Origin of the sequence: Arthrobacter sp. LFS091 (assembly GCF_047977885.1) — a bacterium.
GTDB lineage: Bacteria > Actinomycetota > Actinomycetes > Actinomycetales > Micrococcaceae > Arthrobacter.
Genome location: NZ_JBFPFP010000002.1, coordinates 232,551 through 247,164 on the forward strand (window position 1 = coordinate 232,551; position 14,614 = coordinate 247,164).

Here is a 14,614-nt window from a genome sequence, read left to right on the forward strand (position 1 = left end):
CACCGTTTTTGCCACTCCGTTCAAGAGAAAGTGAGTCGACAGCGATGTCCACTCGAAACACCATCTCCAAGCTCGTCACCCTCGGCGGGCTGTGCACCGCCGTCGCACTCGTTGCCACCGGTTGTGGCGCCGGAGGCCCGGCGCCCTCATCCGGCGGATCCGGAGGATCCAGTTCCATCAACGTTTTGGTCGAAGCCGGAGGCCACGCCGAACTCACGGGCGTCGCCGAACAGTGCAAGAAGGACGCCGGCGTCGACGTGAACTTCGTCGAACTCCCCTACGACGGAATGTTCAACCGCCTTTCCAGCGAGTTCTCCTCCGGCAACGTGTCCTTCGACGTCGCAGCCCTGGACTCGGTCTGGCTGCCCAGCTTCAAGGACGCCGTCCAACCCATCGACGAGCTCTTTACCGACGACGCCAAGAAGGACATCTTCCCCGCGCTCGTCAAGGAAGCAAACGTAAATGGCCACTTCATCGGCATGCCGGCCTGGACCAACGCCGAGATCATCCTGTACCGCAAGGATCTGTTTGAGGACGCCAAGAACAAGGCCGATTTCCAGGCCAAGTACGGTTACGAGCTCGCTGCGCCCAAGACCTGGAAGCAGTACCAGGACATTTCGGAGTTCTTCACCAAGGACGGCATGTACGGCACGGACGTCAAGGGCGCAGTTGAAACCGAATGGCTGGCCCACGTCCTCCAGGCCGGCTCCCCCATGGTCCTGGACAAGGACAACAATGTGGTCATCGACAACGCCGCCCACAAGGAAGCCCTGGACTTCTACGTGAGCTTGGCAAAGGACGCCCCGAGCGGTGCAGCACAGGTTGACTGGGCGGCAGCACAGAACCTGTTCAACCAAGGCAAGACCGCCATGACCCGATTCTGGGCCCACGCCTACCGCCAGATTCCTGCTGATGCTCCCGTGGCAGGAAAGGTGGGAGCCGCAGCAATGATTGGCGGCAGCGCCGGCGTCGCAGGCGTTCCGGGACCGTGGTACCTCTCCGTTCCCAAGGCAACCAAGAACACTGACGCTGCCAAGAAGTTCGTCAAGTGCGCCTACGACTACAACGACAAGGGAATCGAATCCAAGCTCGGTTTGGCATCGCGGATCAGCGCCTTCCAGAAGTACCAGGACCAGCCCGGTTACGAGAGCTTCAAGCCACTCATCGAGACCCTCAACGGCCAGGCAACGGCCACCCGCCCCGCTACCGCCAAGTGGCAGCAGATCGTTGATACCGTCCTGATCCCGTTGCTGCAGAAGGCCGTGGCCGGTGGCGACACCTCCGCCCTCCTGGCCGATGCCAAGAAGCAGATCCAGGACCTCCTGAAGTAAAGACTCCGCGGCCGGCACCATCAGCACTCAAATGACAGTGCCGGCCGCGGTCCCAACCAGCAGAAAAGAAAACCGTGCGTATCTCCGATCGCCGCTTCGCCCTCTATCTGATGACGCCCGCGGCACTGTTCCTGGCCGTATTCGTGGCCTACCCGCTCTTCCGCCTGGTGGCGGACAGCTTCTTCAAGATCTCCCCCATCGCCGGCGGCCCCCGCGATTTTGTGGGGTTCCAAAACTACGTCACCGCATTCACCTCCGAGGCCTTCACCAGCGCCGGATGGCGGACCTTGGGCTACACCGTGGTGGTAGTAGCACTGGAGTTCACCCTCGGCCTCGGCATGGCGTTGCTCTTCACTGCCCTGGGCAAGAAGTCCCAGATCTGGCGGACAGTGTTCCTCTACCCCCTGATGATCGCCCCGATCGTTGCGGGCCTCCTGTGGAAGTTCCTGATGATCGATAACTTCGGCCTCATCGGAACGCTCCTCCATCAGGCAGGCATCCTGTCGGACCCCAACCAGATCGGGTGGTTGTCCGACCCCAACATTGTGTTGTTCTCGGTGGCCATCCCAGATATCTGGCTCACGACGTCCTTTATGTGTCTGGTGCTCTTCGCCGGCCTCCAGAACATTCCCGGCGACCTGCTCGAGGCCGCCCGCTTGGATGGCGCCCGGGCTCCGGCGCTCCTGTTCCGGATCATCCTTCCGCTGCTGCGCCCCGTGATCGCTGTTGCCTTGGTGGTCCGCGGAATCGACGCTGCGAGGGCCTTTGACACCATCCTCATCCAGACCAACGGCGGACCACAGTCGGCATCGGAAACGATGAGCCTGCTGATCTACCGCACCATGATCCGCTTCGGCGACCCCGGGCTCGCCAGCGCCATGGGCACTATCTACCTCCTCGCCATGCTTGCCATTGCCTTCGTCGCAGTGGCAACCATCTGGCGGCCAGGAAAGGACAACTGATGAGCAACGCGAGCGTAGCCACCATAGCCAGCCCGCCGCCGTCGGGCCTTAGCGAACCACAAGTGCTCCGGCGTCGCGGGGTCAACCGTGAAGGGCTCGAAGCCGGCCGGCGCAGCACGCGGACCATCCTGTGGATCCTGCTGGCGGTAGCAATGGTGCTGTACGGTTTCCCGTTCCTGTACCTGCTGTTCACGTCGTTCAAGACGCCGATCGACACCATCGCCGTCCCGCCCACCATCCTGCCCCGCGAGTGGACGCTGGAGAACTACACCAGCGCACTGGGTCGCAGCGGCGTGGTGGCATCCTTCATCAACAGCATCCAAACAGCGGTCATCAGCACGCTGTTGTCACTGGTCCTGGCAGTGCCGGCCGCCTACGGCATCACCCGGTACAAGACCCCCAGCGGCCGGGTGTTCATCATGGCCGCACTGGTGACCCGCATGGTCCCGCCGGTGGCCATCGGCATTCCGCTGGCGTCCATGATGTCCTCCGCAGGGCTGGCCGACACCCCCATAGCCCTGTCCATTGCGCACACCACCATCTCGCTGCCCCTCTCGATCTGGCTGATGTCCAGCTTCTTCGAGTCAGTCCCCCGGGACCTTGAAGAAGCCGCAACCGTGGACGGATGCAGCAGGCTTGGTGCCCTGTGGCGGGTGGTCATCCCCGTGGTGTCCGGCGGTATCGCCGTCACAGCGATCTTCGCCTTCCTGGCTTCCTGGAACGAATTCCTGTTCGCACTCCTGATGACAGCGATCCGCTCCCAGACAACGCCAGTGGTGATCGCGAACTTCCAAACGCAGTTCGGCCTGGACTGGGGTTCCATGACGGCCCTCGCCGCGGTGTACTCGATCCCGGTCATCCTGCTGACGCTCCTGCTGCAGCGCAAGATCGTGGCGGGCATGACGCTGGGTGCGGTCAAGGGCTAGCGCCACCATCAACGAGTAGCCTACTGATAGCCCCTTCGGGGGCGTCACCAACCATAAGGACGTGGGAGTCAATGAGCAGCAAGAACATCGGTATCAAGGACGTAGCCGTCGCCGCCGGCGTGTCCGTCACCACCGTGTCCCACGTCCTCAACGAGGTTTCCTATGCCCGGATCAGCCCCGAAACGCGGGACAAAGTCAGGATGGCCGCCGAAGAACTCGGTTACGGCCCCAACCGCCTGGCCCAGGCCCTCCGTACGCAAAGGACCGGCATGCTGGGGCTGGTCAGCGAGGAAATCGCCACCACGCCCCACGCGGGCAGGATCATCCTTGGCGCTGATGAGGCCGCCAAAGCCCGGGGGTACAACCTCATGATCATCAACACCCCGGGTTCAGCCAGCCTCGAATCAAGGCAAGCCGACGTGCAGGCACTCTTGGAGCGCCGTGTGGACGGGATCCTTTACGCCACCATGTACCACCGCAACGTGGAACTTCCGGAGAACCTGGCCAGCGTCCCGTCGGTCCTGGTGGACTCCGTTGCCATTGGCGGGAACATCACCGCAGTGGTACCGGACGAGGATGGCGGCGCCCGCGCCGCTGTCGGCGCCCTCCTCGACGCCGGCCACACCCGGGTGGGCTTCATCAACAACACCGATGATGTGCCGGCAACCCGTCAGCGGCTGCAGGCCTTCCGGGCCATGCTCAACGAAGCAGGGCTCGACGGCGATGCGGCACCTGTCGAGTCCGAGGCCTCCGAAGTGCAGGGCGGCTATGAGGCGGCGAAACGCATTCTCTCGCGGACGGAGAGGCCTACGGCACTGTTCTGCTACAACGACCGCATGGCCATGGGTGCCTACCGGGCGGCCGCCGAACTGGGACTCAGCATTCCCCGCGACCTTTCCGTAGTGGGCTTTGACGACCAGGAACTGATCGCCGCCAACCTCCACCCCGGCCTCACCACAGTCGCCCTCCCCCACTACGAGATGGGGGCCTGGGCTACGGAACACCTTATTGACGCCATTGAGGGCAAGGAAGACCTGTCCTTAATGGCACTCCACCCCACCATCCTGGGCTGTCCGTTGGTGACCCGCGATTCCGTCGCAGCTCCCCGCTAACACCCAGCCAGCCACTTCAACGTCCCAAAAGGAACGCACCACATGTCCAGTAGCCTTGATGCCGCACGCCCGGAAACAGCCCCGGACGTAACCCCCCGGTTCCGCCCTGCCATCCACTTCACGGCAAGCGACACGTGGCTGAATGATCCCAACGGCCTGGTGTTCCACGACGGTTTGTACCACCTCTTCTTCCAGAACAACCCTTACGGAAACGTCTGGGGCAACATGTCCTGGGGCCATGCCACGTCCCCCGACCTCATCCACTGGACTGAGCACCCGGTCGCTATTGCCGGCGACGAGGTTGAGGACATCTTCTCCGGAAGCGTCGTTGTGGACCACGGCAACACGTCCGGTTTTGGAACGGTCGACTCCCCAGCCTTGGTGGCTGTCTACACCAGCGCCTTCAAGGCCGGCTCCCCGTACGGCGGCACGCAGGCCCAGTCCCTCGCCTACAGCACCGATGGCGGAATGACGTGGCTCAAATACGATGAAAACCCTGTCCTCACCAGGAATTCAGCGCACTTCCGGGATCCCAAAGTCTTCCGCTACGAGGGCGCAGAAGGGTCCTTCTGGGTGATGGTCGCAGTTGAAGCGCAGCACCAAAAGGTAGTCCTGTACCGTTCCGGGGACCTCAAATCCTGGGACTTCCTCAGCGACTTTGGCCCGGCCAACGCGGACGCCGGTGAATGGGAATGCCCCGATCTGTTCCCGTTGGCGGTGGACGGCGATCCGGACAACACCAAATGGGTGCTGATCGTCAACGTCAACCCGGGTGCCGTGGCCGGCGGTTCGGGCGGCCAGTACTTCGTGGGGGACTTCGACGGCGTCCGTTTCGTCCCGGACGCGGGCTCGCTCGCCGCTCCCGCCGGGTTGTCGTCCTTCCCCGACAAGGATGCGGCTCAGGCGGCGTTGCAGCAATGCCTCTGGCTGGACTGGGGCCGCGACTGCTACGCCTCCGTGTCCTTCAGCAACGTCCCTGCCAACCGGCGCATCACCATCGGCTGGATGAACAACTGGGACTACGCCAACCAATTGCCCACGGCGCCCTGGCGGTCCTCGATGACCTTGGCACGGGAACTCCGGCTCAGTTCAGTAAACGGCTCCCTCCAACTGATCCAGCAACCGGTCCTTCCCGAACAGCGGGTGGAGGAAAACCCAGTGCCCGGTCCCGCGCCGTTCAATCTGGACGGCACTGCCCTTAGGCTGGCCGACGCCGTTCCCGGTACCGCACAGGTCATCGAAGCCGAGATTGTTCCGGGAAGCGCCGAACGCGTTGAGTTCAGCCTGCTTGGCAGCACCGACGGGAGCCAGCGCACGGTGCTGAGCTACAGCACACGCAGTGGGCGGCTCACCCTGGACCGCAGGCAGTCGGGAGACACCCAGTTCCACGGGAAGTTCGCATCAGTGGAATCGGCCCCGGCCGCTTTGGAGGACGGCATCCTTAAACTGCTGATCGTCGTGGACCAATGCTCCGTGGAGGTCTTCGCACAGGACGGCAAAGTGGTCCTGACAGATCTCGTTTTTCCCGAAGCCAACAGCCTCCAAAACTGGCTGTCAGCTGAGGGTGGCACTGCAACCGTCCGCAAGCTCGCCGTCTCATCAATCGCCTAAGGAAAAGCCCGGAATGCAAGAAGCAAAACCTGCCCACCCTGGAACAGACCCCGACGTTGTAGTTGTTGGCGAAGCCCTGGTGGATATTGTCGTCGCCCCCGGCGGTACTGTGGAGCACCCCGGAGGATCCCCGGCAAACGTCGCCTACGGACTTGGCCGGCTGGGCGTCCGCACCGCCTTGATGACGTCGATCGGAGACGACCACCACGGTGCCGCCATCCAGCGGCACCTGGCCAGTGCCGGCGTCGAGCTCCTGGCTGGTCCCGGAAAACGGGACCGAACCGCTACGGCAACCGCCACCCTGGCATCCGACGGTTCAGCCCACTACGACTTCGATATCACCTGGGACCTGCCCTCCACCGCACCGATGACCCTTCCCAAGGTTCTTCACACCGGATCGATCGCCACCTTCCTTGCACCCGGAGCGGCGGCAGTCCGGACACTCCTGGAGCAGTCGTACCGGCGCTGCCTGGTGACCTACGACCCCAACATCCGGCCTGCGCTGCTGGGCAGCCAGGCCGAAGCGAAGGGAATCTTTGAGGACCTCATCCCCTTCACTGAGGTGGTCAAACTCAGCGATGAGGACGCCCGGTGGCTCTATCCGGGGTTGGCGCTGGAAGACATTGCGCAACGCATCCTGCGCCTGGGGGCCGGCCTGGCAGTGGTCACCAAGGGTTCAGACGGATCGCTGCTCTCAACCCGGGGAGGGCAGGTTCTGGTTCCGTCCGTGAAGTCTGTAGTGGTGGACACCATTGGCGCCGGCGACTCCTACATGGCCGCCCTGATCTACGGGCTCATGGCAAGGGAAGCCGAAGGGCTGGGGCCCGGTGCCCTGGAGGCGTTGGGGCGCTTGGCCACCAAGGCCGCGGCCATCACGGTGCGGCGCGCGGGCGCCAATCCGCCGACGTCGGACGAGCTGTTGGCCGAACTGCCCGACCACCAACCCGCCATCTGACCACCTCCCCCACTCCAAGAGGATCCACACCATGTCCAGCAGCAACTACTACGACGTGACCAGCTGGCACGTCGGCAATCCCTCCGAAGATGTCGGCGAGGCCATCAACAGCATCATCGCCGACATCAAGGACCGCCAGAACGTCTCAAACGTGAACGACGGCGGCAAGCCGGGAGCCGTGATTTACCTCCCGCCCGGCGACTACCGCCTGCGGACACAGGTTTTGATTGACATCAGCTTCCTCAGGATCCAGGGCTCGGGACACGGTTTTACGTCCTCAAGCATCCGGTTCAACGTTCCCGAAGACGAATGGCCGGATCTCCACGAGCTGTGGCCCGGGGGAAGCCGGGTCCTGGTTGACCTCCCCGTCGCAGACAGCGCGAACCCAGCGAATGGAGCTGCGTTCCTTGTCGAGCGGGCGGGCAGCCCCCGGATCAGCTCAGTGGAGTTCGCCAACTTCTGCATCGACGGGCTGCATTTCACCCCGGACGGCTCGGACCTGCCCGCGGAAAACAGCTACGTCAATGGCAAGACCGGCATCCACGTAGCCAGCGCCAACGATTCCTTCCGCGTCAATGAGATGGGCTTCATCTACCTTGAACACGCGCTGACCATCCACAACGCGGACGCCCTCTCCATCCACAACAACTTCATCGCGGAGTGCGGAAGCTGCATCGAGCTGCGCGGCTGGGGGCAGGCGTCCAAGATCACCGACAACCTTATCGGGGCCGGTTTCAAAGGCCACTCGATCTACGCCGAGAACCATGGTGGCCTGCTGGTCACTGCCAACAACGTCTTCCCCCGCGGGGCGAGCAGCGTCCGGTTCAGCGGCGTCACCCGCTCGAGCGTCACCAACAACCGCCTGCATTCCTTCTACCCGGGCATGGTGGTCCTTGAAGGCAACAGCTCTGAGAACCTCGTAGCCACCAACCACTTCCTGCGCGACCATGAGCCGTGGACACCGTTCCTGGGGATCGACAACGGGCTGGACGACCTGCACGGGATCCTCACCGTCAGCGGCAGCAACAACTCCGTGATCGGGAACCATTTCTCGCAGATCATCGACTCGGCGAGCATCCGTCCGGAAGGTGCGACGCCGGTCATCGTCCGGCTGCGCGAGGGCGCCGGAAACTTCGTGTCCAACAACCATGTAGTGGCCATGAACGTCCACTCCTCAACAAGCGATGATTGCTTCGAAGCCCAAGTGGATGCCCTCTTGGCCACTGATGACGTAGAGGACCTGGCCGTGACCGCCGTCCAGGTGGATCCCGCTTCAGCGCGCAACACCATCCTCGATTCCGGCAGTGATGCGCAGGTAGTCGCGGACAGGGGCACCAACGCCGTCAGGGCCACCCCTACTTTGTGATCCGGAGTTCTTTGCCCAGCTGATGCCCTTAAGATTCGTTCTTAGGGGCATCAGCTGCCCAAGGAACTCCGAGGGGGAAACACATGACCGAGACCATCCGCACGGCAACCGCACACGACGCCGGGAAACTGGCTGAGCTGGCAGCCGTCACCTTTCCGCTGGCCTGCCCGCCCGGCGCTTCACCGGCGGACATTCAGGCCCACCTTGAGAAGACGCTGAGCGAGTCCAACTTCCTGGACTACTTGGCCGATCCGAAGATCACCATCCTGGTGCTCGACGACGACGGCCAGCTCAACGGTTACACCCTCCTGGTTGCCAAGCCGGCCAGCGATCCCGACGTCGCCTCCGTGCTCTCGTTCCTGCCGTCCACGGAGCTGAGCAAGTGCTATGTCCACCCGGACCACCACGGCCACGGAGCGGCATCAAGGCTGATGCAGGCTTCCCTGGCCCACGCCGCGGACAAGGGCGCGGCGGGTGTATGGCTCGGCGTGAACAGCGAGAACGCCAAAGCCATCCGCTTCTACGAGAAGAGCGGTTTCCAGAAAGTGGGCACCAAGTCCTTCAAACTGGGTAACACCGTAGAGCACGACTTCGTCATGGAGCACGAACTCTAGCCGAACAGCTCTCCGGTAAGGGGCGGCCGCGGATCGGACCTCAGTTCCAGTCCCGCGGGGAGACCGGCAACGCTGCCGGAAGAACCGTTCGCTTCCACCCTGATCCGTGATCGCCCCAGCAGCACGTTGTCGGCCTCAAAGGTGCCCAGGGAAGCCGGCAGGATCGGCGCCAGGTGGAGCACACTGCGGGTGAAGTCGGGATCGAACCGCAGCAGGATCCGGGCGAGTTGGACCGGTGCCGCAGCCGCCCATGCTTGGGGGGAACACGCCGTCGGATAGGGAACCGGGTTGGTGAAGTCGCCGCGGTCAAAGCCACAAAAAAGTTCGGGGAGCTGGCCGCCGAAGTGTTCGGCGGCGTCGAACAATCCACCCGCCACCTTGCTGGCCTCCTCCACGAAGCCGTACCGCATGAGCCCGGTGGCGGCGAGCGCTGTATCGTGCGGCCAGACGGAGCCGTTGTGGTAGCTGACCGGGTTGTAGGCGCCCATGTCGGAGCCCAGGGTGCGGATGCCCCAGCCGGTGAACATCTCCGGTGACATGAGCCGTTCGGCAACCTGCGGCGCTTTGTCTTCGTCCACGATGCCCACCCACAGGCAGTGGCCCATGTTGGAGGTGCACGAGTCCACGGGCCTTTTGTCCTTGTCCAGTGCGAGCGCAAAATACCCGCGGTCCGGGAGCCAGAACCTTTCGTTGAAGGCCGCTTTCAGGGCTTCGGCCCGGTCGGCGCAACGACGCTCGACGGCGGTGTCGCCCGCCGCGCGCGCCAACAGGGACCGGCCCACGTAGGCCGCGTAGGCGTAAGCCTGCACCTCGCAGAGCGCGATCGGGGTCTCAGCCAACGTGCCGTCGGCGAAGTTGATGCCGTCCCAGGAGTCCTTCCACCCTTGGTTCACCAGCCCATGCTTGTTGGGCCGCTGGTACTCGATGAACCCGTCCCCGTCTTTGTCCCCGTACTGTTCCATCCAGTCGATGGCCCGGTCGGCATGGGGAAGGAGGGATTCGATGATGTCCTCGCCCAGGCCCCAGCGGCTGAGTTCGCCAAGCGTGGATACGAAAAGGGGTGTGGCGTCCGCCGTCCCGTAGTACGCCGTGCCGCCCAAGGACAAGCCGGCGCTGGCTCCCAAACGGACTTCGTGGGGCATCCGCCCCGGTTCTTCCTCTGAATCGTTGTCCACTTTGCTGCCCTGCAGGCCGGCCAGGGTTTGGAGGGTTCCCGCGGCCAGGCTGGGGTCGATCATGAGGGACATGTACGAGGCCAGGAGGGAGTCGCGTCCGAACAACGCCATGAACCAGGGTGCCCCGGCGGCGATTGCGGCACGCCCGGGGTGGTTGTCGTCGAAAATGCGGAGGGAGCCGAGGTCGCGTTGGCTCTGGTCCAGCACGTCCGTCACGTTCGGGTCCGTCAGCCGGATGCGCGGTACGTGCTCTTCCCATTGGACGTAGCGTTGGGCGGCCACGCTGTGGCTCAGGGGCGTGCCGGCGATGAACGGGTTGTCGGGTGCTTTGCCGTTGATCAGTGGCAGGGCGATCACGGTGGTGGACCAGTGGCTGCGGGGCGGGATGGTGACCTGGAAGGTGAGCCCGTCCTCGGTAGCAGTAGCTTCCTGGGCTTGGAAGGATACGCCGCGGCGCTGCCCGTCGGCGTGCAGTGACTCGATATGCAGATCGTTCCCGCGGACAGACCTGACGGTCTCCCCGGTTGTACTTGCCCGGCCGCCTTTCACGTCGAAAAGGTCGGCCAGGTCCGCGTCGATCAGCAGTTCCGTGGCGCACGTGGTGGGCTGCGCGGAGTAGTTCCGGATGGTGAGGTCGTCCCGGAGGCCAGAGCCGACGGTGCGCTGGTGTTGCACCAGCAGCGGGCTCTCGAACCGGCCATCTTCCGTGCACGCGCGTCCCACGTATTCGGCCTGGAAGGCCGTGGGATTGCGGGCCACCAGGGGTTCGCGGGGCTCGCCATTGATGCGCAGCACCCACCGCGAAACCACGCGGGTGTCCTGGTAGTACGCGCCCTGAGAGCCGCCTCCGTGAACATCACCTGAGTGCGAGGAGATACAGAAGGATGAACCTTCGACGACGGTCACGGCTCCGAGCTCGGACGCTCCGGCCTCGGTGTCTTCGTTCCAAGCGGTCACACGTCCTTCTTCCTGGGTGTCGATCACAGGTTGATGGGAGCTTGCCTCTGATTCTCTTGCAAGTTCCGGCCGACGGGAAGCCCTGTACCCCCGAATTGTTCGATCACCCTGGCGTAGAGCTCCAGATGGTCCGCCGCCATCCTTGCCGCGCTGAAGGATTCCTCGACTTCGTGGCGGCAGGCTGCGCGGCTCAAGGACCCAATCGACCCCATGAAGCCCGCCAGCTCATTTGCCGGCGCCACGTAGCCGGTGACACCGTGGCTCACGATTTCCGGCGCGGCACCCATGGGCGTGGTCAGTACGGGAGTGCCGGTGGCCAACGATTCAATCATGACCAGGCCGAAGGGTTCTGCCCATTGGATGGGGTTCAGGAGGACAGTCGCATCGCCCATGAGTTGGTATTTTTCCGGGTCGGACAATTCGCCAAGGAATTCTTCGTCAGTGCCCAGTGCGGGCTGCACCACGTCACGGAAGTATTCCTGCTCGTCGGGAGCCTGCATCTTGGCCGCTATGCGGAGCGGCACCCCGGCTTCCCGGGCGATCCCCACCGCTTCCATGAGTCCTTTGTCCGGGCACATCCTTCCAACAAAGCAGGCATAACCGCCGGTTCCCTTACCGACAGCCACTGCGGAGAGGTCGATGCCGTGGTGGATCACGGCTGATACCGGGAGGTCCTGGACGCGGCTGCATTGGTCGCGGGAAATCGCGATGATGTCGGTGTCCTGGGCCATGTCCCGGTAGAGGCCCTCGGATCGTGGAGTCAGTTGGCCATGGATGGTGGTCACCACGGGGATGTTCGTGGGCCGATGCGCGTAGAGCGGGCCGGCAAGGGTGTGGTCGTGGATGATATCCACGCCCTGAAGGCCCTTGTAAGCCTTGATGACATGGGCCAGTTCGCTCAAGCTGAGGCCAACATCCTCGGGCTCGCTGGGGCCGAATCCCGGAAGCTGGGGCACAGGGCAGGTGCTGTCAGATGATGTTGCCAGCAGGACGTCGTGGCCAGCATCCGAGAGTGCACAGGCCAAGGCGTCAACGACGCGTTCAGTTCCGCCATATTTCTCGGGCGGGACGGTAAACCAGGGTCCAACAATGAGTCCGATTCGCACGAGATCTTCTTCGCATATGCCCCCGGTGACAAAGGCTGGCTGCTCAACCTCCTCTAAACATATTCCTGGGAGGGACCTCCGGCAACACTCTTGGCCTGAGTGAGGAAACTAACAGCACGCTCCCGGAATGCCGTTTCCCGCTTGGGCGTTACAGCCATCATGAAGATTGAGATCTGGTCAGACGTCGCGTGTCCTTGGTGCTACATCGGCAAGCGCCGTTTCGAGACAGCGCTGGCGCAATTCCCGCACCGTGATTCGGTGGATGTTGAGTGGAAGAGCTACCAGCTGGATCCGTCCATTCCCGAGCACTACGACGGCACCGAACTGGACTACCTGAGCAAGCGCAAGGGCATGGCACCGGAGCAGGTCAAGCAGATGTTCGGCCACGTCACGGAGACTGCCAAGGGCGAGGGCCTGGATTACCAGTTCGACAAAGTTGTAGTGGCCAACAGCTTCACGGCGCACCGGCTGATCCACCTCGCCGCTGCCCACGGCCGGCAGGACGCCGCCAAGGAGCAACTGCTGAGCGACCACTTCGAGCACGGCAAGGACATCGGCAACAAGGAATACCTCACCGGGCTTGGCGCCGCGCTTGAACTGCCGGCCGAGGAAGTGGCCGAACTGTTCACGTCCGACAAGTACACGGACGAGGTCAACCAGGACATCAACGAAGCCCGCACCATCGGAGTCACCGGCGTCCCGTTCTTCGTCATCGACCGCAAGTACGGCATCTCGGGCGCCCAGCCCGCCGAACTTTTCAGCCAGGCATTGAACCAGGCGTGGCAGGAAGCCAACCCCCTTATCCCGGTGGGCGCTTCGGACGCCGAGGCCTGCGGCCCAGACGGCTGCGCCGTCTAGCACAAACGCGGGGTCACTTACGGCCCATAAATCCCTTCCGGATGGGCCGTAAGTGACCCCGCGTTGCTTCTTTTACGGCGAGCTCTAGGCTTTCACAACCTCAAGCTCGACGACGGCCCAGGACAATGCGGGCAGCGTCAGGCGCAGCTCCGAGCCGGTTGCCTTCACCCCATCGAGTGCCGTGAGGCCCACCCGGCCCGGCTGTTCCTGGCTGTTGATGGTGAAACGATCGCCGCCCTCAGGGATTTCCAGGACCTCGGCGCGGAGTACCTGGCGGGCGTCGAAACCGCGAAGCGATACCTCGACGTCGGCCGCTTCTTCCAAGCCGCGGTTCGCGAAGAACAGTGCCACTCGCCCTGTTTCCTCGTTCCAGGTGGCGCTGACGTCCACCAGGTCCGTGTCACCGAATCGATCATTCGAGTACTTGTCCGAGTTCACGGAGAGCCGAAGGATCTGGCCCTTGGCAAGCTCAGCCATGCGCGAGAACGGGTGGAAGATGGTCTGTTTCCAGGCCGGGCCGTTCTCCTCCGACAGGATCGGCGCAATCACGTTGACCAGCTGCGCCTGATTGGCGATCTTGACGCGATCGCCGTGCCGCAGCAGCGAGTTCAGCAGGGTCCCAACCACCACGGCATCGGTCACGTTGTACTTGTCCTCGATGACGCGCGGGTGCTCACGCCAACCGGCCTTGATGACGTTGTGGGGCTGGTCCTCGGTATCCAGGCCGCGCTGGTACCAGACGTTCCACTCATCGAAGGACAGGTTGATGTGCTTCTTGTGCTTGCCCTTGGCCCGCACCGCATCCGCGGTGGCGATCACCGACTCAATGAAGTAGTCGGTGTCGACGGCGGATGCCAGGAAGCTGCCCACGTCGCCTTCGTGCTCCTGGTAGTAGGCGTGGAGGGACACGTAGTCCACCTCATCGTAGGTGTGGGTGAGGACGGTCTGCTCCCAGGCACCGAACGTGGGCATCGAGGAGCTGGAACTGCCGCAGGCCACAAGCTCCAGCGAGGGGTCCACGAACCGCATGGCCTTCGCTGCTTCCTGCGCCAGCCGGCCGTATTCGTCGGCGGTCTTGTGGCCGATCTGCCACGGCCCGTCCAGCTCGTTGCCCAGGCACCAGAGCTTGATGTTGAACGGGTCCTTGTGTCCATTCTTGGCCCTGAGGTCCGAGAGGTAGGTGCCGCCGGGGTGGTTGGCGTATTCCACGATTTCCCGGGCTGCGTCCACTCCCCTGGTGCCCAGGTTGATGGCTTCCATGATTTCGGTGCCGGCCTGCTTTGACCAGTCCACGAATTCGTGCAGGCCGAAGGCGTTGGTCTCTACGGTGTGCCAGGCGCCGTCCAGGCGGCGCGGCCGGTTTTCGACGGGGCCAACGCCGTCTTCCCAGTTGTACCCGGAAACGAAGTTGCCGCCCGGGTAGCGGATCACGGTGGCGCCGAGCTCCTTCACGAGCTTCAGGACGTCCTGGCGGAAGCCGTACTGGTCGGCTTCAGGGTGGCCGGGTTCGTAAATCCCGGTGTAGACACAGCGGCCCATGTGCTCCACGAAGGAGCCGAAGAGTCGTCGAGGGACCTCGCCAATGGTGAAGTCGCGGTCGAGGGTGATGCGTGCGCGGGACATGGATCTCCTTGGTTGGTT

The 14,614-nt window shown here is 63.5% G+C and carries 12 protein-coding genes; 9 read left to right on the forward strand and 3 right to left on the reverse strand.

Annotated features, from left to right (window positions below):
• Positions 1 to 44 precede the first annotated feature (44 nt).
• The 8 genes from ACNQOP_RS03795 (at position 45) to ACNQOP_RS03830 (ending at position 8,877) form a co-directional block, all read left to right on the forward strand.
• Positions 45 to 1,331: an ABC transporter substrate-binding protein gene (locus ACNQOP_RS03795; protein ID WP_284985313.1), complete on the forward strand. Its 1,287-nt coding sequence runs from the start codon at positions 45 to 47 to the stop codon at positions 1,329 to 1,331.
• Between the two features lie 74 nt (positions 1,332 to 1,405).
• Positions 1,406 to 2,293, forward strand: a complete 888-nt coding sequence (locus ACNQOP_RS03800) for a carbohydrate ABC transporter permease (protein WP_257370482.1) — start codon at positions 1,406 to 1,408, stop codon at positions 2,291 to 2,293.
• On the forward strand, positions 2,293 to 3,219 hold the full coding sequence (locus ACNQOP_RS03805; protein WP_257370483.1) for a carbohydrate ABC transporter permease: 927 nt from the start codon (positions 2,293 to 2,295) through the stop codon (positions 3,217 to 3,219). The genes ACNQOP_RS03800 and ACNQOP_RS03805 overlap by 1 nt, the downstream gene beginning before the upstream one ends.
• 71 nt (positions 3,220 to 3,290) lie before the next feature.
• On the forward strand, positions 3,291 to 4,331 hold the full coding sequence (locus ACNQOP_RS03810) for a LacI family DNA-binding transcriptional regulator (RefSeq protein ID WP_284985311.1): 1,041 nt from the start codon (positions 3,291 to 3,293) through the stop codon (positions 4,329 to 4,331).
• Positions 4,332 to 4,373: 42 nt separating this feature from the next.
• The gene (locus tag ACNQOP_RS03815) at positions 4,374 to 5,942 is read left to right on the forward strand and encodes a glycoside hydrolase family 32 protein (protein WP_416403381.1); all 1,569 of its coding nucleotides are present in this window, start codon (positions 4,374 to 4,376) and stop codon (positions 5,940 to 5,942) included.
• A 13-nt stretch (positions 5,943 to 5,955) separates the two neighbouring features.
• Complete coding sequence (locus ACNQOP_RS03820; RefSeq protein WP_416403382.1) at positions 5,956 to 6,897, forward strand: carbohydrate kinase family protein; 942 nt, start codon at positions 5,956 to 5,958, stop codon at positions 6,895 to 6,897.
• Positions 6,898 to 6,928: 31 nt separating this feature from the next.
• The gene (locus ACNQOP_RS03825) at positions 6,929 to 8,263 is read left to right on the forward strand and encodes a right-handed parallel beta-helix repeat-containing protein (RefSeq protein WP_416403383.1); all 1,335 of its coding nucleotides are present in this window, start codon (positions 6,929 to 6,931) and stop codon (positions 8,261 to 8,263) included.
• Positions 8,264 to 8,346: 83 nt separating this feature from the next.
• On the forward strand, positions 8,347 to 8,877 hold the full coding sequence (locus ACNQOP_RS03830; protein ID WP_416403384.1) for a GNAT family N-acetyltransferase: 531 nt from the start codon (positions 8,347 to 8,349) through the stop codon (positions 8,875 to 8,877).
• Here ACNQOP_RS03830 and ACNQOP_RS03835 read toward each other — a convergent pair.
• Positions 8,874 to 11,009, reverse strand: coding sequence for a glycogen debranching N-terminal domain-containing protein (locus ACNQOP_RS03835; RefSeq protein ID WP_416403385.1), 2,136 nt, complete (start codon positions 11,007 to 11,009; stop codon positions 8,874 to 8,876). The two genes, ACNQOP_RS03830 and ACNQOP_RS03835, sit on opposite strands and share 4 nt — an antisense overlap.
• Positions 11,010 to 11,032: 23 nt before the next feature.
• On the reverse strand, positions 11,033 to 12,115 hold the full coding sequence (locus tag ACNQOP_RS03840; RefSeq protein WP_416403386.1) for a glycosyltransferase family 4 protein: 1,083 nt from the start codon (positions 12,113 to 12,115) through the stop codon (positions 11,033 to 11,035).
• A 159-nt stretch (positions 12,116 to 12,274) separates the two neighbouring features.
• Between ACNQOP_RS03840 and ACNQOP_RS03845 the strand changes: the two genes are divergently transcribed.
• Positions 12,275 to 12,973, forward strand: a complete 699-nt coding sequence (locus ACNQOP_RS03845; protein ID WP_416403607.1) for a DsbA family oxidoreductase — start codon at positions 12,275 to 12,277, stop codon at positions 12,971 to 12,973.
• 84 nt (positions 12,974 to 13,057) lie between these two features.
• On the opposite strand, the gene ACNQOP_RS03850 is transcribed toward ACNQOP_RS03845, so the two are convergent.
• Positions 13,058 to 14,596, reverse strand: coding sequence for an alpha-N-arabinofuranosidase (locus ACNQOP_RS03850; protein ID WP_416403387.1), 1,539 nt, complete (start codon positions 14,594 to 14,596; stop codon positions 13,058 to 13,060).
• Positions 14,597 to 14,614: the final 18 nt, after the last annotated feature.

Excerpts from the sequence above, each read along its gene's own strand:
- ACNQOP_RS03815 (WP_416403381.1), top strand. The coding sequence starts at position 4,374 with ATGTCCAGTAGCCTTGATGCCGCACGCCCGGAAACAGCCCCGGACGTA.
- ACNQOP_RS03805 (WP_257370483.1), top strand. The coding sequence starts at position 2,293 with ATGAGCAACGCGAGCGTAGCCACCATAGCCAGCCCGCCGCCGTCGGGC.
- ACNQOP_RS03820 (WP_416403382.1), top strand. The coding sequence starts at position 5,956 with ATGCAAGAAGCAAAACCTGCCCACCCTGGAACAGACCCCGACGTTGTA.
- ACNQOP_RS03850 (WP_416403387.1), bottom strand. The coding sequence starts at position 14,596 with ATGTCCCGCGCACGCATCACCCTCGACCGCGACTTCACCATTGGCGAG.
- ACNQOP_RS03810 (WP_284985311.1), top strand. The coding sequence starts at position 3,291 with ATGAGCAGCAAGAACATCGGTATCAAGGACGTAGCCGTCGCCGCCGGC.
- ACNQOP_RS03845 (WP_416403607.1), top strand. The coding sequence starts at position 12,275 with ATGAAGATTGAGATCTGGTCAGACGTCGCGTGTCCTTGGTGCTACATC.
- ACNQOP_RS03830 (WP_416403384.1), top strand. The coding sequence starts at position 8,347 with ATGACCGAGACCATCCGCACGGCAACCGCACACGACGCCGGGAAACTG.
- ACNQOP_RS03795 (WP_284985313.1), top strand. The coding sequence starts at position 45 with ATGTCCACTCGAAACACCATCTCCAAGCTCGTCACCCTCGGCGGGCTG.
- ACNQOP_RS03825 (WP_416403383.1), top strand. The coding sequence starts at position 6,929 with ATGTCCAGCAGCAACTACTACGACGTGACCAGCTGGCACGTCGGCAAT.